Source organism: Emticicia sp. SJ17W-69 (assembly GCF_051209875.1).
Lineage (GTDB): Bacteria > Bacteroidota > Bacteroidia > Cytophagales > Spirosomataceae > Emticicia.
Genome location: NZ_JBNTQY010000001.1, coordinates 1485847 through 1506835 on the forward strand (window position 1 = coordinate 1485847; position 20989 = coordinate 1506835).

General features: G+C 34.5%; 13 protein-coding genes. 8 read left to right on the forward strand and 5 right to left on the reverse strand.

Going from position 1 to position 20989, the window contains the following annotated elements; translation table 11 throughout:
- Positions 1 to 123: 123 nt before the first annotated feature.
- The 4 genes from ACQUQZ_RS06100 to ACQUQZ_RS06115 form a co-directional block, all read right to left on the reverse strand.
- Positions 124 to 4464: a CusA/CzcA family heavy metal efflux RND transporter gene (locus ACQUQZ_RS06100; RefSeq protein ID WP_435353905.1), complete on the reverse strand. Its 4341-nt coding sequence runs from the start codon at positions 4462 to 4464 to the stop codon at positions 124 to 126.
- A 124-nt stretch (positions 4465 to 4588) separates the two neighbouring features.
- On the reverse strand, positions 4589 to 4972 hold the full coding sequence (locus tag ACQUQZ_RS06105) for a hypothetical protein (RefSeq protein WP_435353906.1): 384 nt from the start codon (positions 4970 to 4972) through the stop codon (positions 4589 to 4591).
- A gap of 45 nt (positions 4973 to 5017) precedes the next feature.
- Positions 5018 to 5749 (reverse strand): peptidase, encoded by a 732-nt coding sequence (locus ACQUQZ_RS06110; RefSeq protein WP_435353907.1) that lies wholly within the window; start codon positions 5747 to 5749, stop codon positions 5018 to 5020.
- Between the two features lie 171 nt (positions 5750 to 5920).
- On the reverse strand, positions 5921 to 6883 hold the full coding sequence (locus ACQUQZ_RS06115) for an alpha-E domain-containing protein (protein ID WP_435353908.1): 963 nt from the start codon (positions 6881 to 6883) through the stop codon (positions 5921 to 5923).
- Positions 6884 to 7318: 435 nt separating this feature from the next.
- Here ACQUQZ_RS06115 and ACQUQZ_RS06120 point away from each other — a divergent pair, with 435 nt between their 5' ends.
- The 4 genes from ACQUQZ_RS06120 to ACQUQZ_RS06135 are packed head-to-tail and all read left to right on the forward strand — an operon-like array spanning position 7319 to position 11122.
- Complete coding sequence (locus tag ACQUQZ_RS06120; RefSeq protein WP_435353909.1) at positions 7319 to 7966, forward strand: response regulator transcription factor; 648 nt, start codon at positions 7319 to 7321, stop codon at positions 7964 to 7966.
- Positions 7967 to 7998: 32 nt separating this feature from the next.
- On the forward strand, positions 7999 to 8454 hold the full coding sequence (locus ACQUQZ_RS06125) for a hypothetical protein (protein ID WP_435353910.1): 456 nt from the start codon (positions 7999 to 8001) through the stop codon (positions 8452 to 8454).
- Positions 8451 to 9359, forward strand: coding sequence for a phosphotransferase (locus ACQUQZ_RS06130; RefSeq protein WP_435353911.1), 909 nt, complete (start codon positions 8451 to 8453; stop codon positions 9357 to 9359). Before ACQUQZ_RS06125 ends, ACQUQZ_RS06130 begins: the two co-directional genes overlap by 4 nt.
- 2 nt (positions 9360 to 9361) lie before the next feature.
- Complete coding sequence (locus ACQUQZ_RS06135) at positions 9362 to 11122, forward strand: T3SS effector HopA1 family protein (protein ID WP_435353913.1); 1761 nt, start codon at positions 9362 to 9364, stop codon at positions 11120 to 11122.
- 53 nt (positions 11123 to 11175) lie between these two features.
- Here ACQUQZ_RS06135 and ACQUQZ_RS06140 read toward each other — a convergent pair whose 3' ends face one another.
- Positions 11176 to 13110 carry a tetratricopeptide repeat-containing sensor histidine kinase gene (locus ACQUQZ_RS06140; protein ID WP_435353914.1) on the reverse strand — a complete coding sequence of 645 codons (1935 nt, stop codon included), beginning with the start codon at positions 13108 to 13110 and terminating at the stop codon, positions 11176 to 11178.
- Between the two features lie 160 nt (positions 13111 to 13270).
- On the opposite strand from ACQUQZ_RS06140, the gene ACQUQZ_RS06145 reads away from it, so the two are divergent.
- The 4 genes from ACQUQZ_RS06145 to ACQUQZ_RS06160 all read left to right on the forward strand — a co-directional run bounded on the left by ACQUQZ_RS06145 (position 13271) and on the right by ACQUQZ_RS06160 (position 20877).
- On the forward strand, positions 13271 to 13897 hold the full coding sequence (locus ACQUQZ_RS06145) for a response regulator transcription factor (protein WP_435353915.1): 627 nt from the start codon (positions 13271 to 13273) through the stop codon (positions 13895 to 13897).
- A 69-nt stretch (positions 13898 to 13966) separates the two neighbouring features.
- Positions 13967 to 14269 carry a LytR/AlgR family response regulator transcription factor gene (locus ACQUQZ_RS06150; RefSeq protein ID WP_435353916.1) on the forward strand — a complete coding sequence of 101 codons (303 nt, stop codon included), beginning with the start codon at positions 13967 to 13969 and terminating at the stop codon, positions 14267 to 14269.
- Positions 14270 to 14514: 245 nt separating this feature from the next.
- Entirely contained in the window at positions 14515 to 18261 is a 3747-nt protein-coding gene (locus tag ACQUQZ_RS06155; protein WP_435353917.1) for a WD40/YVTN/BNR-like repeat-containing protein, read from the forward strand.
- A 27-nt stretch (positions 18262 to 18288) separates the two neighbouring features.
- On the forward strand, positions 18289 to 20877 hold the full coding sequence (locus tag ACQUQZ_RS06160; protein WP_435353919.1) for a 3-coathanger stack domain-containing protein: 2589 nt from the start codon (positions 18289 to 18291) through the stop codon (positions 20875 to 20877).
- Positions 20878 to 20989: the final 112 nt, after the last annotated feature.

Below are 20989 nucleotides of genomic sequence, written 5' to 3' on the forward strand. Positions count from 1 at the left end.
AAAATTCAACTATCCAATAGTTTTTTTAATTATAATAAGTTAATTATCAGCATTTTATGTTTAGGAACGAAATGAAAGCGACCGAGCGTCGGCCGCCGTCGCCTCGGTTCGTTCCGCAATGTATTAGAACTGTACTAAATAATTAAGCTGAATAGCACTTTCATTAAGGTTTTTGATTGCCTCAATATAATCATTTTTGATAGTCGTAGCTTGATTGATCAACGTAACCCACTCTAAATAATTGATGTTGCCATTGGCCAATTGCTGTTGAGCTGTAGTGCTGATTATGGTGGAATTATTTAAAGCTGTATTTTCAAAATAGGCCACTGTTTGTTGAAATTTTTCATGCTCAACGATGGCAGTACGATAGGCCGTATTGAGGTTCTGCAAACCAACGGAATAACTACTTTCAGCCACCATTTTACTCACCTTTTCACTATTGATTTTTGCTTTTTGAGCGGCCGTAAAAATCGGAATTCCTACACCAACTTGTATTGTCTGGAACCTATAAAAACCACCATAAACCTTATTGTCGGCACCTGTTCCTCTGATACTTCCGTTGTTGTAGTTGAGCGACATTGTGGGTAAAAGTTTCTTTTTCTCTACTTCAATGGCAGCATCAGCTATTTGCTGCTGCTGACTCAAAAACTTTATTGTTGGATGTTCTTTTAATGCTTCAATATCAACCTTGTAGTTTACAGGCATTTTTAACGAACTTTCAGAAGGTAAATATGGCGAAGTTGAATTCAACAAAAACTGAAAATGTAATTGCTGCACTTCGAGGTCTTGTTTGAGTTGTGCCAATTGAACCTTGATTTGTCCCAATTGATTTTCGGCAGTAACTTTTTCTAAAACATTGCTCTCGCCCTTTGCCAAACGTAATTCTGCACGCTTATAAAATGCAGCGTACAAGCTATCAGCAAATTGCAGTAACTGACTTTTTTGCTGTAAATATAGGAGTTGATAAAATGTTTGTGTGACTTGTTTTTTGAGTACTTGCTCAGTCATTTTTACATTTAATTCACTACTTTTCCAATGCTCATGGTATAAGTTTTTTTGACTTTCATACACTTTAGGAAAACTGAAAGACTGTCCTAAACCAAATCTTGTATCTGCATAAATGCTATTGATTTGTCCAAATTCGCCCGAAATATTGGCCGATGGTAGCATTTTAGCAGTATTTATTAAACTTTTCTGGTAATCAGCTTTTAGTTTTTCATTTTTAATCGAAAGGTTATTTTTTAAAGCAACATCAATCGCCGATTGTAAAGTAATGGTGGGCGTTTGTGCATGGGCAGATGAAGCAAATGCGAGAATTATTAAAATAACTGCAGCTTTTGGTGTAATTTTCTTGATATTTCCTTCAAAAACCATGTACAAGATTGGCAAAACAAAAAGTGTCAAAAATGTAGCAACCAGTAATCCGCCAATCACAACAGTAGCCAACGGGCGTTGTACTTCTGCCCCTGCACCATTGCTGAGTGCCATTGGCAAAAAACCTAAAGATGCCACAAATGCAGTCATTAAAACTGGTCGTAAACGTACTTGGGTGCCAAGTAAAACTATTTTTTTGAGGTCGTCGATACCATCGTGTTTGAGTCGGTTGAATTCAGCAATCAAAACGATACCATTTAAAACCGCCACGCCAAATAAGGCGATAAAACCAACGCCCGCACTGATGCTGAAAGGCAAACCACGCATTGCCAAGAAGAAAATACCACCGATAGCAGACAATGGAATGGCCGAATAAATAAGCAAGCCATGTTTGATTGAATTGAAGGCAAAAAACAACAATAAAAATATCAAAATCAATGAAACTGGTACAGCAATCATCAACCTTTGTTTGGCAGCATTTAAGTTTTCAAACGCTCCACCATAAGTGACATAATAACCCGTCGGAAATTTGATTTTCTTTTCAATCTTGATTTGCAATTCATTTACAATTGTCTGAACATCTCGTCCACGCACATTGAAACCAACCACGATTCTACGTTTAGCATCTTCTCTTTGGATTTGATTTGGGCCATCTTTTATGGCCACATCAGCCAATTGCGATAAAGGGATTTGAGTACCTTGTGGTGTTGGAATAAGAAGATTTTGAATATCTTGGACGTCTTTTTTCTGTTCACCTGCCAATCTGACCACCAAATCAAAACGTTTTTCTCCTTCAAAAACCATTCCTGTACTTTGCCCTGCCAAAGCAGTATTGACAATTTTGTTTATATCTGAGATTGTTAGATTATATTGAGCAATCATATCACGTTTATACGCAATAATGATTTGTGGCATTCCTGACACAGTTTCAACATAAAGGTTTTTTGCACCTTCAACAGTGTTGACAATTTCACCCAGTTGGTGGGCATATTTGGTAAGTGTATCTAAATCTTCCCCAAAAATCTTACAAACTACATCTTGTCTTGCACCTGTCATCAGTTCATTGAAACGCATCTGAACAGGGTATTGAAAACCAACGGTCACGCCAGGAATTTCTTCAACAGCTTTGGTCATTTTTTCAGCCAATTCATCAAAAGTTTTGGCCGAAGTCCATTCACTTTTATCCTTCAAAATCACCATCATATCACTGGCTTCCATTGGCATGGGGTCGGTTGGCACTTCACCACTCCCAATTTTTGTTACCACTTTTTCTACTTCAGGAAATCTCGTTTTCAGAATATGAGCAGTTTTCTGCGTATTTTCAATGGTTGTTTTGATGCTACTTCCAGTCAAAACCCTTGTGTCAACTGCAAAATCACCTTCTTCGAGGGCTGGAATAAATTCACCACCAAGTGTGGTTAAAATAAGCACAGCAATAGCAAAAAGCCCAATTGTTGCACCCAACACTATTTTTGGAAAACCAATAACTTTCGTCAAAGCCGATTGATAAGCATGTTCAACTTTCGCCATTAATCTATCCGAAATATTAGGTTCATGCTTGGTTTTTTTGCTCAAAAAAACCGCACTCATCATCGGGATATAGGTAAGCGATAAAATAAATGCTCCTAATAAAGCAAAAGCCACTGTTTGTGCCATTGGCTTAAACATTTTACCTTCGATGCCTTGTAATGTAAAGATTGGTAAATAAACTACCAAGATAATGACTTGTCCAAAAACAGCACTATTCATCATTTTTCCTGCTGATTTATTGGTAATTTCGTCCATTTCAGCTTGTGAATACTTGGCATTACCGAGAGCATGTTTTCCTGCCAGCACGTGCATGACAGCCTCAACAATAATTACCGCTCCATCGACAATCAGACCAAAATCTAATGCTCCTAAGCTCATCAAATTTCCACTTACGCCAAATAAATTCATCATAATAATGGCAAAAAGCATCGCTAAAGGAATCACCGAAGCAACCAATATCCCTGCACGGAAATTTCCGAGAAAAAGCACCAAAACGAATATGACAATCAAAGCTCCTTCCAAAAGATTTTTTTCTACGGTGCCGATAGCATTATTGACCATTTTGGTTCTGTCTAAGAAAGGCTCGATTACGACCCCTTCAGGTAAAGTTTTTTGGATTTGAGCCACTCGAACTTTTACATTCTTAATAACTTCGCTGCTATTTGCTCCTTTGAGCATCATCACAACTGCCCCAGAAACTTCTCCTTTATCGTTGAAAGCCATTGCTCCGTATCGTGTGGCATGACCAATTTTTATTTCAGCAACATCACGAATAAATAAGGGAGTGCCACCACCGAGATTTTTGATAGCTATATTCTTGATGTCTTCAATGTTTCCGATCAAACCTTCACTTCTTATAAACAAAGCAGTTGAACCTTTTTCTATATAAGCTCCACCTGTATTTTGATTATTGCTTTCGAGAGCTTTGAAAACATCACTGATAGTAATGCCATTTGCTTGTAACTTATGTGGGTCGATTTCAATAGAATATTGTTTAAGTTTTCCACCAAAACTACTTACTTCTGCCACACCTTTTACGCCTAAAAGCTGCCGACGAACAATCCAGTCTTGAATGGTTCGGAGTTCCGTTTCATCGTATTTTGATTCGTAGCCTTCTTTTGGGCGAACTACATATTGATAAATTTCACCCAAACCAGTAGAAACGGGGCCGAGTTCGGGAACACCAATTCCAGTAGGAATTTGCGTTTGTACTCTTTGGAGCCGTTCGGCGACTTGCTGCCTTGCCCAATAAATATCGGTTGCATCATCAAAAACGATGGTTACAAGTGAAAGTCCAAAACGTGAGAAACTTCTAATTTCTTGCAGTCCAGAGATATTATTATTTGCCTGTTCGATGGGAAAGGTAACGAGACGTTCGATGTCGGTTGCTCCAAACGAAGGAGCAATGGTGATGACTTGTACTTGATTATTGGTAATATCAGGTACAGCATCTATTGGCAATTTGGTAATTTCATAGCTACCATAGCCAATTAGGGCGATTGTAAATAGCCCAATGATGAGTTTGTTTTTGATAGCAAACCCAATGATTGAATTCAACATGATTTAATAATTGAATGATTCATTTAGTAGATTGCAAGAAACAAGCTACTACAATTAATTTATAGTAAAGCAATTAGAAATATGGAGGTATTTCCAAATGGTTAATTTTTATAAAATTAGTTGGTTAGAATCTTGGCGGTTGCCAAATGCTAGAAAGGTAGGCAGAAATAATATTAGTTGAAGAAGAAAATAACACATTCTTCTTTTCGATCACAATAGCTTTTATTTGTGAAAGTTGAATAGTATAAAAAACGCTTATTGGAAAAACAAACGAATGACACTGGTCATGCGATTTGAAAGGGAGTTTATTATCGGTTGCTGCATCGCCGTCATCGCCGTGGTCAATGGCGTAATGATGATATAAAAACTCTCCAAAAGACATTGAAGGGTCGATTTGTTGATGCTCGATAAAATGTGAAAATAGCACGGGAAGTTTCAGCAATTGATTGAGCTCGGTTGCTGAAAGTAGGTAAACTACAATGAGATATTTTGCTATGAATGCCTTCACTATGCAAATATAGTTTTTTTCTGTGAAGTTTACATATTTATAACCTTATACTTCTAAGGATTTTGTAAAAATTGGCTCCATCCAATCAGTAGGGAGTTTTTGTACAGAAGCATTCAGAAGAGCATTCCATTGATAAGAAATTTGCTCTAAATCTTGTTTTTCGTAACGTTGCTCTACTATTTTAAAGCTATCTTTTTCGCACAAAACCACATCAATGGGAAAATCTACATCATTGGCACTTACCCTTGTGGAGTCAAAGGCTAAAAACCCTAACTTTAATACTTCCTGTAAAGAAGTATTGTATTTCAAGTTTCGATAAAGAATTGGTTTTCCATAGTTTGGCTGACCAATAATGATAAATGGAGAGCCTTCGGTTACTTCAACCCAATTGCCTTCTGGATAAAGCATATAAAGTTTGTGTTCATCATCATTTTCAAGCTGCCCACCAATCACTGCCGACAAATTGAATGATAAACCTGCTTCTCTTAAAGAGGCTTTATCTTCAACAGCCACTCTTTTCACCATATCACCAAAAGCGTTGACAGCTTTATAAAGTTTATCAAACTTGGTATCTTGTTCTTCTAAAACTTCTTTAAAATAAGTAATGGCCTTATCTCTCACTGAGCGTAGCCCAGCAGTCATAATAAACAATGAATGATGCTTTGACTGATGAACAAATATTTTTTTGTTGGACGAAACTTCGCTACCCGATGTGATACGGGTATCGGCAATGGCAACAATTCCTTTGGCAACTTTTACTCCAAGACAGAAAGTCATTTCTTTTGAGTTCTAAGTGCTGAGTTTTGAACGGTTCGCCGTAGCGATTCTGAGTTTTCTAAAAACTCAGCTATTTGATCATTCAAAATCTCATCACATGAATAAAATATTTTAAGATGGACAAAATTAAGAAAAATTCAGAACTCAAAACTCAGAACTCAAAACTTAATTTTACGCTTCTACTGTTTTTAAGTCAAAATAAGTCTGAAAAATCGCTTTAGCGGCAGTATTTGTTTTTATTTGAAATTCATCTAAATAAGGATGAAGTGCTTTTTTGAAAATATCTCCTACTTCAGTAAATTCAATTTCATGTCGTAGGCGAGTAAGTTCTTTTTCTGCAAAATTTGAATAGCCATCTGTCATTTTTCTGCCTGAAATTTCGTATAATGAAAGTTCGGCTTGGCGAATACAATAAAAAATCGAACGAGGAAAACTTTTATCTAAGACCAGAAATTCAACAATATGTGAAGGATTAATCACACGGTGCTGTTGGCGATACATATTAAATGCACTCACAGATTTTAGAACAGAAGTCCAAATAAGTAATTCTTGAGGTGAGCCAATCGCTTGATCATCAGGTAATAAAGTAAAGTAGCGAACATCAAGAAAGCGAGAAGTTTTATCGGCACGCTCCAAAAAACGGCCCATTCTTCCAAAGTGAAAACCTTCGTTACGAGTAACAGTGGCATCAATGATACCAAAAAATAGCTGGCATCCGTCTCTGATTTCGTCAAAAAATAATTGGAGTTGCTCTACTTCCCAGTTCTTGGTCGATTGTGTTTCTGAGATTTTTAGGTAAAACATATTGATATGCTCCCACATCTCTTTGGTGATGCTTTCTCTAATGGTTCGAGCATTTTCTCGTGCATTGGCAAGACAACTGTAAATAGAGTTTGGATTTCGTTTATCGAAAGTCATGTAATCTATCACAGTATCTCGGTTGGCAGAAGTATGATGCTCGAAGAAACCATAATTATCGGCCGTGGCAATGAGTAGTGGCTCCCACTGTTCGGTCAAAATTCCGGGAGCATCAAGTGTTAGATTTAGGTTTACACTTACAAAACGAGCATAGTTTTCGGCTCGCTCGATGTAGCGATTTATCCAATAAATGGAGTTTGCGACACGACTTAACATAATTATCTTTGGTTTTTATTGACGAAGACCAAAGATAATAAAGGAAACTGGAAAAACAAACGAAACATTGTGAAGTGAAAGAATTTTAGAAGTAAAGCCAATATTGAAATTAATAAATGTTGGATTAATGAAAAATTCACTACAAGTAGGTATTTTTTTGTAGATTGCCAACCATTAACTTTGCCGAAAACAATAATTATAAGAAGAAAATTTGGTTTTAAGGATTAAAGTTTTTAGTATAGCACAATCAAAAAAAGATGGTTTTGGAATCTCTTATTGATACTGTTGATTAGACATGAAACTAACCCGAAATGATGCCTCAGCTCTGCGAATTTCATGGTCTTCTATTTTTATTTTAAGTAAAAAATTATTTCATTATTTTGAACAGGCAACTTTATGCTTTGCTCATTTTTAATTATGCTTTAGCCAATTTGTATGATAAGAGTTTTGATTGCTGATGATCACGTGATTGTTGCTGAAAGCCTAAGTATTTTGATTGATACGATGGATGGTATTGAAGTAGTGGGTACGGTCAATAATGGTTGGCAGGTGTTGACTTTTTTAGAAACCAATGATGCTGATGTTGTACTAACAGACTTGCACATGCCGTTGATGAATGGTATTGAAACAACCATAAGGGTGCGTGAGAAATACCCAAAAGTGGCAGTCATGCTCTTAACAATGTCGGAGGAAACATCAGTGATAAAAGAAGCCTTGGTGGCTGGTGTAGATGGTTATATAATGAAGCGTGCTGAGCGAAAAGAACTCGAACAAGCTATCAAAACCGTAGCAAGTGGGCAAAAGTTTTTTAGCGAGGCAGTAGTAATGAGGTTGGCACAAATGCCTAACCCAAATACGACTAATGGCAAAGATAATATAGCAGAACATATATCGCTGACGCCAAGAGAAATTGAGGTAATGCAGCTTGTAATACAAGATCTGAGCAACAACGAAATAGCTGAAAAGATTTTCATTAGCCCGACCACAGTAGAAACGCATAGAAGAAATTTGATGAAGAAATTAGGAGTAAGTTCCGCTCTTGGATTGATGCGTTGGGCGATGAAACATGGATTTGATAAGTAATTTTTTTAATTCATTTTAAATATTTTTTGATTATGGCAACAATTACAGCTTTGTACGAAGGTAAAGTATCAGTTTGGAATGATGAAATAAATCAATTAACTGGGTTTGGTCAGGAGACTGTCTGTCTGCATCTTTTATTCGATCCCCACATAAAGACAATTGCACAAAATGACGACGTTAGTTTTATTGCAATACAGATACCTAAAATTGCTATTACTCATATTGCTCTAGGTGAAAGTTTAACATTCCATACTAAAACTGGGATTGCTATAAATATGATAAAACACGAAATCACACTTAGTGATGACTTTGAAAGGTATATCGTTTTTTTAAAAAAAGTGGGTACTAATTTTGTTCTGAATAAAATTGATAGGGGATTCATAGGGAACTTAGATATGGCTACATTAAATAATATAGTAAAGGGGCAAGAAACATCGGGTAACTTTATCAATTGTACTGTATCACGTCCTCCATGTAGTCAAAAATGAAAATAATTTTACATTCTGAGTACCTGACAGTCGAATACTTAATCTGGAGAATGTGTAATTTTTCTGATAGTTTTTCTGAGAAACTTGAAGAAAATTTTTATAATGACATGAAAGTCATTATACTTCCTGTAAATAGTAGAAATTTATTGTCAAAAGTCAAAATTGGACAAAAAATTTATATTTTTAAACAGTATGGAAAGCCAGAACCCTCAAAGTTTCTTGAGAATGAAAGTAATATTTATGACCTAAATATTTTGGGAAATATTTCAACTGAAAAAATATTTTATGACCATGGCTATGGAATTATTGTCACAGAAAAACTATTGGGGTTTGACCCAATAATGCAAATTTTATATCTTATTTTACCTCTTGGAAATTGGGAAAAGGTTAGTAATATCATTAGCTTATCAGCATCAATTTTTAGACAATTGCATCAAAGCAAAATTGATAGTTCTTTGATGCTGAAACCAGATTCTGTAAGTATTTTAAAAAAAGTTGATAGCCACAGTAACCAACTATTAATAGATGACATTAACTTCTTTGAAAGAGAATGGAAACAAGAGGACTTTATTCATTTTGATTTAAGATTGGATAATATGCTTATAAAGGATACCGAAATCAAGATAATTGATTGGGAAATGGCAATTATAGGTGATTATTATTGGGATTTGGCAATTTTTTTAAATTCATTAGTTTTATTTTTGGGGACGGTGGAAATTTATACTTTATCTACTCATTTTCGACTTGAAAGAATTAGATCAGTTGTTAAAGAATTTATAAAAACATATTTTTCTCAAAAAGAAGATGAACCTGATTTAAATAAGTTAAGAGTATATTGGAGGCTACAAAATTTTGCGTTATACGATTCTGAAATATATATTAATAGGATAAATGATTTTTTATAAAAATGTCTATAACATACAAGAAAGATATAAGCAAAATTTTTAAAAATCTTCGTTTCAATACAGATTCGAATGCTTGGTTGTGGGAAAATAAAGAAATTAAGGAAAAGGGTATTCCACGATTATTGTATGAGACGTATAAAAACAAATTAGTTAAAAATGAGATAAAAGGCGAAGTTGTCGAAGAACTAAGACCATTTATAGAATCTTTCAATGAAAAGAGGTTTTGGTTTGTTGAAACAAACGATAAAGTATTTTTAGAAAAAAATCAAATACTTGTTAAAAAAGATGGACAGTCCATTATTGTTAATGCTGGTGAGTATCTTGATGGAGGAGTATTTACAAAAGAAACACAAACTGGTAGTATTGATAGGAATCAACCTATAAAGGAAGAAAGATTCGTATATTTGTATCGCATAAAGAAACAAGAAATAGGAGTAGACAACTTTTATATTAGTGTAGAGGGTGACCAAGCAATCAATATTTTCAATAAACCCATTATTAGATTTTATTTCAATTTAAAACCTATCAAGGATGGAATCTTGGCATGGGCAAATTTTATTGAAAAAGAGTTTAGGAAAAGAGATTTACCATTTCAATTGAAGTATTCCAAAAATACAAAAAATTATGATTGTGGTGATTCTGGAGTTTTATATGTTGCCCAAAATCATTATCCTTTAGTCGCAGAAATAGTAAAAGATATTTATGTTATCTTTGGAAAAGACTCTCAATCTTCAATTCTAAGAGATGAAGTGCCACTTTTTACTCGTAAAATTTATTCAGGAATTGGTTTTGCAGAGGATCCAAATTTTGGAAAAGAATCAAGTTTTGGTGAAAATCGATGCAACTTGATTTTCGACATAATTCAAAAAAATGAAAAAATTAAGACAAGACTTAATGACAATGAATTTGATATTGCGATTGAACTAATTGTAGATGAATTAATATCAACAGGTTATAAAATTGACCTTTTTAGAAACCCTAATTCAGATTTTAATTATGATTTTGAGAAATCATTTCTATTGCCTAAGCAACATGAAAGTTCTACAGATAGCCATCACATTTTAAATAGAAGAAATCACTATTTACCCCAATGGGGAATTATAGAAAGAGAACGTTTTTTAACAACAGCAATAAAATATGCAAATGAACTGTGTGAAAAAGCAATTTGGGTTAGTAAAAAAAATAGATACACTTGGATAACCTATGATGAATCTACGGATCCCGAATTTCTCAAATTTCATAGACTTTTAAATATTAATGAAAAAAGGTTAATTAGATACTTTTTATATAAAATTAGCGATTTTGTTGAAAACAAAGATTACTACAGAAATTTTGCCTTTAAAACCTATCCAGATGATGAGGAACAGAGTTATTATAAAAACTCAGAAAAAAAAGTGTTGGAAATAGATAGTAAGATTTCTTACGATGAAACAGCACAAATCAAACAACAAGTATTTGATTTTGTGTCTAATGACTTAAAAAGTACCCTCAAAATTGATAACTATGATGATTTTAACAATAGATTTTTTCAATCTAATCTTTCTGAATCTGCTGATAAAGAATTTATTATATTGGGAGATATCCTGATAAAGAAGTATGAAAATGATCAAATTCCAATAAAAAACAAATTTGATAATTATAACTATTGTCCCAATATGAACGGTAGAATGAACATTGCTTTGTTCTTTCTCGTGCTTTATAAACCTAAAGCTTTTCCAAATTTCGAACTTGGGGAATTATCGAAAAACTTGAATGAAGGGTAACCAAAAATTGCTTTATGCATTCGAATTCGATAAACCTATAGTTTTTTCAAATTTCAAGCTTGAGGAATTAATAAAACAACTTGAGTACCTAATCCAGTTTGGGAATTAATATAAACTTCACCTTCTAAACCTTCAATACGTTTTTTAATATTCTTTAATCCCACACCATTTGCTTGTATTTTGTCGGAAATACCCTTTCCATTGTCAATTATTTGAAGGTTTATAGAACCATTTTGTCGACAAAGTTTGATACTTGCTTGTGTTGCCTCAGCATGTTTTAGAATATTATTGACTATTTCCATAGAAATACTATAAAGTTCCAATTCTATTTTTTTGTCAATTTTGATATTTTTATCGTCAAAAAAGAGACTAATATTTAGTTTTTTACTTTGATTAATGTCATTGATTAATTTCTGTAATGCACCCTTTAATCCACTCTTTTCTAACTCTGCTGGTAATAAATTATGAGAAATCAACCTAACTTCGGAATATGCATCTCCCATCATAGATAATATACCTTCATAAATTTTTTGTTCTTTTTCAGATAGTTTTTCTTTATTAAGTGCTTGTAAACGCCACTTCATGCCAGATAGCATGGAACCGAGATTATCATGTAATTCTATTGCAACCCGTTTACGTTCAATCGTTTGCCCTTCAACTAAAGCAGTTAATATTTCTTCATTTTTTCTTGATAATTCCTCATTCGCTTCCAATAACTCTTTCGTTCTATCATTTACTTTTACTTCTAAATTTTTATTTAAATCCTCTAATTTATTATTAAAAATCAAGATTTCTTTTTGTTGCTTCTCAATCTGTTTATTTTTAGTAGAAAGTTGTGTATTACTCCACCAAAACCAAATTCCAAATAATAACAAAAAGACTGCACCACCAATAAATATTTTCTTTAACAATGTTTCTTTTTCAAGACTTTGGTTTAATAAATTGATTTGACCAATCTTTTTCTCATTCTCATATTCAAATTGCATATTCTCAACTTGTTTATTAAAATCTTGTTTAGTACTCATTTCGTTTAATGCAATATATTTTTCATAGTAATAAAGTGATTTTTGAAAATTATTTAACTTCTTAAATACTTTATAATATACTTGATACATATATTTTTCAGTAACTTCAGTACCACCTTTACTGTTCAATCTTTCAGCAATTGAAAGATATTCGATTGCTTTTTGAAAATTATTTGTGTAATACCAAACTTCAGCAATGGCTATGTTAATCATTACTTTACTGAAATTGGGATAGTTTTTAATTGAATCTTGAATGTTTTTTGCTTTCTGAAGATTTTTTAATGCTTTATCATAGTCTTTTAAAAACCTATGAGTTGATCCAAGATTTACTAAAAAATGGATGTTAATATTAGGTATCTTATATATTTTATTAAGCTCTAAACAATTATTAAAATAACTCATGGCAGTTTTATAATTTTGTGAGTCATAATAGACTAGCCCTAAATTGTTTAGACTAATTAGATAATTTTTTATTTGATTGAGTTTTTTATAAATATTTACGGCATTATTTAAATATAAGATAGCTTTTTTGTAATCTCTAAGTCTTGAGTGACAATCACCCAATGTCTGATAGTTTTGAGCAATTATTGAACTGTCTTTGATTTTTTCTGCTATTGCAAGGCTCTTAAATAGATATTCAATACCTTTTATGTCTTCATTTTTACTTGCATACAAATAACCTTTTCTGTAATAAGAATTTGCGAGTCCCTTATTCCATTTTATTTTTTGAGATAATACTATAGCTTTTTCAACTAAATTTAATGTAGAGTTTTCTTGACCAGTTGGACTTAAAATTCCCATCTCACAAAGCACTCTCACTTTAGTAGTATCTCCAGCAAAAGATCTTCCTTCAGGTGGTAGTTTGGATAATACCTTTTTAAGACTATCAAGTTTTTTGTTCGATTGAGCATGAATGTAGAACGAACACAGCAATAGTATAAAACAGCAAATGTATTTTTTCATAATAAGTGGTTTGGGTGTGTGAATTTAGTGAAAAAAACTTTATAAAACCAAAATCTACTGTCCAGACAGTAGATAAAATCATGTCAAGTAGGTATTGAACGGTAGTATTACTTGGGGGATATTTGTATTGTTAATTCGATGCCCAAAAACAACTGTTGCTATGAAACCCAAAGTCAAACTTTTTCTCGCTGATAGCTATTATCTTTTTGTTGAAGGTTTGTCTATGATGCTTGCCTCAACCGATGACTTTCAGGTCATCGGTATGGCTCGCAATGTACAGGAAACTCTACATGAACTACAAAAAAACACCTGTGATGTGCTGGTGATTGATGCTAATTTTTTCTTCCAAGGAAATATACAATTTGACCAAGTTCTGAAAGGTATTTATCACGAAAAAATCCTCGTACTACACGATTCGATGTCAGTCAATTGTTTAAAAAAAATCGAAGGCAAAGTTGATGGATTTATTTCAAAATCAGCAACCCGATTTCAGCTTTTTGATACTATTTATAGCGTTTTAAATGGTACTAAATCAAAAAAAGCCCACTCTTTTTTTCAGACAAATACTAATTTTCAACAAGAATTAATTACACGCTATGCTCTCACTCCTCGTGAGGTAGAAGTCATTAAATTGATTGCTCTCGAATTTCTCTCCTCAGAGATAGCCACCAAACTATGTGTTAGTGAATTTACGGTTGATACATATCGTAAAAATATTACTAAAAAGCTCAATGCCCGAAATGTTGTAAGCATTGTCAACTTTGCTCATCGTTGGCAACTGGTTTAAAAATTACTGAAACTAATAATAAAAGGATTAACCCAAAACACGCTGTAAAACCCAAAAAAATCATCTGCCATGACACAGTTCGAAACACCCAAAAACAATGAGATTACCTATCTTGAAGCGGACATAAATTATACAATTTTTCATTTGAATGGTGGAAAAAAAATTGTCTCCTCATTTACACTCAAAAAATATGAATCTGATAGCCGGCTTTCTGGTTTTTTACGTGTGCACAAGTCAATCTTATTGAATCCAGGATATGTAAAAAGTATAGAAAAACAAGGAAAGAAAGCCACTGTTAAGATGGCAGATGGTACTGTGTTGCAGGTTTCTCGACGTAAGTTATATCTTGTCAACAACCTTAATCTTTTTTAAAATAGTTCTGTATAAACATCTTAATATGTGCTTAAAATATTATTTCTCATGTTATTTTTTTTATAAAATTATTGATGTAGAAGCATGTAAAAAGTTTGCCAAAATGCAAAAATATGATGATTAATTATTAGCTCTCTTAAGCCTTTAAGATAAAATTAAAAATACCACGATTGTGGTATTGTTTACGCAATAAGTAGGTGCCAATTTTACATTCTTATAGAACTTCAAGCCCAATTATAACCATAATGAAAAAACTTTTATTCTTTCTTCTTTTCCCATTCATAATAAATGCACAAATAACACTTTCGGGAAGTAGTTATACCAGTTCAGGTTATATATCTTGTGGAACTGTCAATCGAACTTATGCACTTGCAAATATATACAATGGGAAAAATAGTTATGTGTTTTCCAGTGGTGATGGTACTGTAATATATTGTTCATATATTATCCGATGGAATTCTACAAGTAATATATGGGAATTAGTTTATCGTTCTCTTTCGAGCCCTCCTAATAACTATACAGAACAAATATTTGATACAGTTTCGGGAGCTACAACAGACCCACCTTGTGGAGCTGCTTTTGGAGGTACAATTGCTGGAGCAAGTTGCTCACAAAACTGTATCAATTCGATGACAGTCAGTGGTACAACTAATATTTGTTATGGACAATCTACAACTTTAACAGCCACAGGTTGTGCAGGCGTTGTTACATGGAGTAATGGTACAACTGGCGGTTCAACAACAACTGCTAATAGTGGAACAATTACAGCAAATTGTAGTACATCAGGTGTTTGTTCGGTGAGTAAAACGATTACTGTTAATGATGCAGCTCCTACACCTACGCTCAATTCGGGTAGTAAAACATTGTGTCAAGGTAGCAGCTTTTTACTTACAGCAAGTGGATGTAGTGGGTCACTTTTATGGAGTAATGGTGCTACAACATCTGCATTGACAATTGCATCAAATGGTTCGTATTCCGCTAGTTGTACGGTTAATGGTTGTACAAGTACCTCAACTTATGCCAATTTTACTTTCGTACCAATGGTAACAATAAGTGGAAGTAATTGTTTAGGTACTACACTTACTGCTTCTGGACAGGGAGTATTCCCTATTCAATGGTTGAAAAGTGAAGAGGTAATTGCAGGGGCAACAGCAAACACATATACGCCTATAACTACTGGGACATATCAAGTGAAAGTTGTTGGAAATGACGGAAAATGGACAGTTACTGGTGCACCAAACCTTGCTAATGCTTTAGACATGTTTTTTATTGATGATAATAATGGTTGGCTGCTTAATCAATATAGCTTTTTAAAAACTACCGATGGAGGAAAAAACTGGAATACTTTGAGTTCAAATAATAATAGTTTAAAAGCCTTCCATTTTTTGAATGCAACAACAGGGTTTGCTGTCGGAAATGCTGGTGTTATTAAGAAAACAATTGATGGTGGTATTACATGGACAAGTATTACATCACCTACCACAGCTAATTTGCGGTTTATTCAATTTGTTGATGCCAATAATGGTTTCATTATGGATAACTTTAAAGAGACTTTAAAAACAACTGATGGAGGAACCACCTGGACAATCGTATCGGCAGCAGACCCAAATACTTCAATAGGGGGTATAAATGATATGGTTTTTGTGACTAATACCATAGGTTTTGCGACAGGGAAGACCAATGGAAGTTATTTAGGAATTTGGAAAACGGTAAATGCTGGTACAACTTGGACTGCTCTTTCGCTTGTTGCAGGACAATCTATGCCTACAGAGCCAAGTTATCCTAAAATTTCAATGTTTGATGCAAATAATGGATGGCTTTTTCGAGGAAGTTATATTTATAAAACAACTGATGGTGGAGCCACTTGGGTAAATAAGCCTTTTTTTGAATCCTTATATAATGCAAGATTTATTAATGTAAACAAAGGCTGGATTTTAACAGGTGATAATTTTACATCTGAAAAAAAATTATACTCTACGAATGACGGGGGAAATACATGGACAAAAGAAGAGATTGAAATTGCTCCAAATACCACAGATTTTAATGGAGATTTCTTCGCTTTTAATGCCAATACTGCTTTTTATTCTGGAACAATTACCTACTCATTTTCAGGAAGTACATATCCAGCGATAGGCAGGTATGAAAAGCAAATGTGTTTATCTGCTACAAAAACTATTATTTCTGTTCAGGCTCCAAGTGTCAGTGTTTCAGGAAATGGAGGTGCTACCATTTGTACTGGCTCAAGTATCACACTTAATGCCAATGGGTGTAATTCTCCTGCCATTTGGATTGCTCCTGCTACAACCGCAAATGCTATTACCGTTTCACCCACTACTACTACTACTTATCAAGCAAAATGCGTTGATAGTGGCTGTGAAAGTTCAATGGCGAGTATCACTGTAACAGTCCATAATACACCAACGATTTCAGGTGTTACTTGTGTTGGCTCTACGCTTACAGCTTCGGGTTTTGGTTCTGCTTCCATACAGTGGCTTAAAGATGGTGTAGAGTTAACTGGGGCAACTGCCGCCACCTACATTCCAACGCAAGCTGGTGTTTATCAAGTAGCAACAACTTCATTAAATGGAGCTTGGACATCACTTACATCTCCCACAAATCAATCAATTAATGGCGTGTATTTTGTGAATTCTGAGCAAGGATGGATAGTAGGAGGTGCTGGGATTATCTATAAAACTGTAAATGCTGGAACTTCATGGACACAGCAAACAAGTGGTATAACCTCGTCACTTACCTCAGTTTTTTTTACTGATAACAATAACGGCATAGCTGTTGGTAATAATGGAAAAATTCTTCGGACAACCAACAGTGGTACGTCATGGACAGAGATAACGAGTAATACAACGAATACACTGTATGATGTTTTCTTTATTAATTCAACTACTGGTTGGGCTGTAGGCGGACAATATATTGTACTAAAAACTACTGATGGAGGAGCATCATGGACGACAATAAGTATTGATAATACCGCCTCAACAAGCGATTATTATTCAAAAGTGCAGTTTATTGATGCTAACACAGGTTATGTTTCTGGAGGAAAATCAGATTTTTCGGAAAGTTTTGTTCGTAAAAGTGTTAATGGTGGTACTACGTGGACGTCTTCCTATTCATCGGGCAGTGCTTCAGGTGCCTTTATGTTTGGATTATCATTCATAAATGCTAATACAGGCTGGGTAGGGGGATCAATACAAGGTTCGGCTCCCTATGCACATAAAACTACTAATGCTGGTTCAACATGGAATAGTTTATCATTTGCAGGATTAAATATTTATAATTCAATAAGAAGCATCCAATTTGTTGATGCTAATAGAGGTTGGATGCTTGCTTCAAATAGTTCAATGGGTTATAATATGCTTTCAACAACGGATGGTGGAGCAACATTCACCCGAGATATTACGACTAATGCTTCCCAAATAACTTCCCAAGCCATTGGTAGAAAATTATTTATGCTACCCGATGGAAAAAGTGGCTGGATGGTCGGCTACATTGGTTGGGGGCAAGGCTACCTAATGAAGTTTTCAACCTATAAAATTTGTAGCTCAAATACATTAACTATTGGTGCCACGCCTGATGCTCCTACGTTAAATCTTACCGGAACACAAACACTTTGCCCAAGTGCCAGTATTAATCTTATTGCCAGTGCTTGTTCAGGTACGGTTAATTGGTCTAATGGTTCTACTGGTTCCACACTTACTGTCAGTTTAGCCGGCACTTACTCTGCTACTTGCACGAATCTTTGCGGAACGAGTACCCCAAGTACACAAGTGATTGTTACGAGTGTACCCGCTTCACAGACACTTTCAGGCATAGCCACCGATGGAGTAAAACAAGCAGGTCAAACTATTACGTCAACCCAAACAATCAATTCGGGTATTAATACAAGTTATAAAGCAGGAAAAAGTGTTTTGCTCAATCCTACTTTTCAGACACAAGTAGGTGTAATATTTAAAGCTGAAATTGGGGGATGTAATTAAATATCTCAGAAATCGCTATATTTGACAATGCAAAAATATACCATTTTCTTCATCATTTGTTGGCTCTCAATTAATAGTAATATGTATGGGCAAACAACTTTTAAACCCCAATTTATATTTCCATCAGGACAAGCGTGTAGTGTTCCGATTGAAAATATAAAACTACCTAAATATAACATTGATGCGAATGCCGCTACTATTCCACCACGACTTCGAGTGGCATATATCATACCATCAAACCGTACCGCACAACCTAATGCAGTTGAGAATATTCAATACATGGTAATGTTTGCTCAAGCTTGGTATAAAGAGCAAATGAAATTAAATGGTTTTGGTGAAAAAACTTTTGTGTATGAAAGTGAGCCAAATACAAATAAACCTAAAGTAAATATTGTGAACACAAGCAAAACGGATACCTATATGCGAGGTAATTCTAATGAAGATGCTTTGGGACATGCAATTGAGGAAGCAAATGCTAATGGACTTACCGTATTGACCCAAAATGAAGTTTGGCTTTTATATACTGAAAGTCATTTAATGAATCCTAATGGAACAATATTAGGAACAAACGCTCTCGGAGGGGGTGGAAGTGGGTCTTCTGGGGGAGTTTGTACTGTTGGAAGCGACCATTTATCTTTTTATACTCGCTTAACTGATAATACTCCTTATAACGGACAAATTGTACCGAGTCTTGGCCCTTATCCAATGGTCTATGAAACAACTTATTCATTGGCTGAAGGTTCAACTTTTAGTGGGGTTGCTTCTTCGTTGATGGGAGCTGTTTGTCATGAATTAGGCCATGCTTTTGGTTTGCCTCATGATTATCGAAATGATGGAAATCGCAATGGAAATGTTATGTATAACGGACTTCGAGGCATTCGTGGAAGTGTATATCCATCTCTTTATCCCGACGAACACACACGTCTTGAATATGCAGGTGCTTTATATTTGAATACCAGTCAAAAGTTTAATAGAAATAATAGAATTACCTCAAATCCTATTGTAAATATAACTACAACTTCTCCCGTATCTTTAAATAATGGACAGCTTACAATATCATTTACGGCCTCAGACAGCGATACTTTGGCTTCTGCTACTTTAAGATTTGATGGAAATACAGTTAGTGAGATGAAACTAAATTCCAAAGATATTTCTTCTCAGTTTGTTATTCCTTATTATGACTTATCTTCTACAAAAGAATATCAAGTTGTCATACTTGATAAACAAGGGAATATCAATGACGCAAAAGTAAATTTAGCTGTACTTCAAAATGGCTCAAATCAAGCACCAAAACCATACATAGAGACGATTGAGCATTCACCAAAAAAAGATGCAACGGTTTTAATGAAATCCAGTGCTTCTTCCGATGTGAATGATGGTATAAATAACTGCCAAGTTCAATGGGATACTAACAATGACGGAATTTATGAGACAGGCTGGATGAATGCTAATACAGACTTTAGTACACTATTTCCGAATGAGGGTAACTATCTTGCAAAGTTAAAAATAAAAGACCCAAGTAATGCAGAGGTTATTTCAACGCCCGTTAGTTTACGAATAAGTAATACTTCGGGAGCTTGTCGGTATATCATGCCGCCTATTATTATGGCCGATACATCAAATACCACGATTATGCTTTCCGCAAAAGGATGTCCCGGTACAATAAAATGGTCAGATGGATTCGCAGGTTCGCAACGTACTATTCCACGAACAAGCCCGACTTATACAGCTTTTTGTGAATTACCTTATGAATGTTTGCCAACTTTCTCAACTGCCTGTACACCAACCTATTCTGTTGGTTGTAATAGTTTTGGAATAGGAATAAATGGCGTTACAATTGGAAGTACCGTATTAAGTTCTAATTCAGGTTGCTCACCTAATGCTTATGCTGCCTTTCCAAGTCCTATAATAAATTTAGAGGCAGGGAAAAGCTATAACTTTACCTTAAATTATTTGGGTAATTTCAATGGTATTCAGGTATCAATTTGGTTAGATTGGGCAAATAATGGAACATCCATAAAGTTATTTTCAACAAATGTCTCAGCGTTTGGTACACAAACAGGAAGTTTTACAATTCCTGCAAGTATGTCATCGGTCAATGGTACTAAATTAAGAATTGTTTCAAATTTTTTCTCAACCCCAACAGAACCATGCGGAAGTTATGGTTACGGAGAAGCAGAAGATTATTTAGTAAATATTTGTTCTACTCTAAATGCTCCTACCTTAAATCTTTCAGGAACGCAAACGCTTTGTCCAAATGGTAGTATCAATTTGATTGCAAGTGGCTGTAGTGATACCATCGTTTGGTCGAATGGTTCAACTGGTTCTACATTGACAGTCAATTTGTCAGGAACATATTCGGCAAGTTGTACAAATCTATGTGGTGCTAGTACACCAAGCTCACAAGTCATAATTACGAGTGTACCTGCTACACAAGAGCTCTCAGGCATTGCTACCAATGGCATCATTCAAGCAGGTCAGTCAATTACTTCTACTCAAACTATCAATACGGGAATAATTACAAGCTATCGTGCAGGAAAGAGTGTTTTGCTCAATCCAACTTTTCAAATTCAATCGGGGGCAATATTTAAAGCAGAAATTGTAGGATGTAATTGACTTTTCGAATGTCTGTTCAATGATTGTATGTCATTTAATCAAGTAAAGATTAAAAAAACTTTAGCCTTATACCTTTTTGCAATGCTTTCTTCTATTGGCTTTGCTCTAAAGA

What these genes read in the sequence shown, in the direction of transcription:
- ACQUQZ_RS06100 (WP_435353905.1), bottom strand. Translation starts at nt 4,464, where the DNA reads ATGTTGAATTCAATCATTGGGTTTGCTATCAAAAACAAACTCATCATT.
- ACQUQZ_RS06110 (WP_435353907.1), bottom strand. Translation starts at nt 5,749, where the DNA reads ATGACTTTCTGTCTTGGAGTAAAAGTTGCCAAAGGAATTGTTGCCATT.
- ACQUQZ_RS06115 (WP_435353908.1), bottom strand. Translation starts at nt 6,883, where the DNA reads ATGTTAAGTCGTGTCGCAAACTCCATTTATTGGATAAATCGCTACATC.
- ACQUQZ_RS06120 (WP_435353909.1), top strand. Translation starts at nt 7,319, where the DNA reads ATGATAAGAGTTTTGATTGCTGATGATCACGTGATTGTTGCTGAAAGC.
- ACQUQZ_RS06125 (WP_435353910.1), top strand. Translation starts at nt 7,999, where the DNA reads ATGGCAACAATTACAGCTTTGTACGAAGGTAAAGTATCAGTTTGGAAT.
- ACQUQZ_RS06130 (WP_435353911.1), top strand. Translation starts at nt 8,451, where the DNA reads ATGAAAATAATTTTACATTCTGAGTACCTGACAGTCGAATACTTAATC.
- ACQUQZ_RS06135 (WP_435353913.1), top strand. Translation starts at nt 9,362, where the DNA reads ATGTCTATAACATACAAGAAAGATATAAGCAAAATTTTTAAAAATCTT.
- ACQUQZ_RS06140 (WP_435353914.1), bottom strand. Translation starts at nt 13,110, where the DNA reads ATGAAAAAATACATTTGCTGTTTTATACTATTGCTGTGTTCGTTCTAC.
- ACQUQZ_RS06145 (WP_435353915.1), top strand. Translation starts at nt 13,271, where the DNA reads ATGAAACCCAAAGTCAAACTTTTTCTCGCTGATAGCTATTATCTTTTT.
- ACQUQZ_RS06150 (WP_435353916.1), top strand. Translation starts at nt 13,967, where the DNA reads ATGACACAGTTCGAAACACCCAAAAACAATGAGATTACCTATCTTGAA.
- ACQUQZ_RS06155 (WP_435353917.1), top strand. Translation starts at nt 14,515, where the DNA reads ATGAAAAAACTTTTATTCTTTCTTCTTTTCCCATTCATAATAAATGCA.
- ACQUQZ_RS06160 (WP_435353919.1), top strand. Translation starts at nt 18,289, where the DNA reads ATGCAAAAATATACCATTTTCTTCATCATTTGTTGGCTCTCAATTAAT.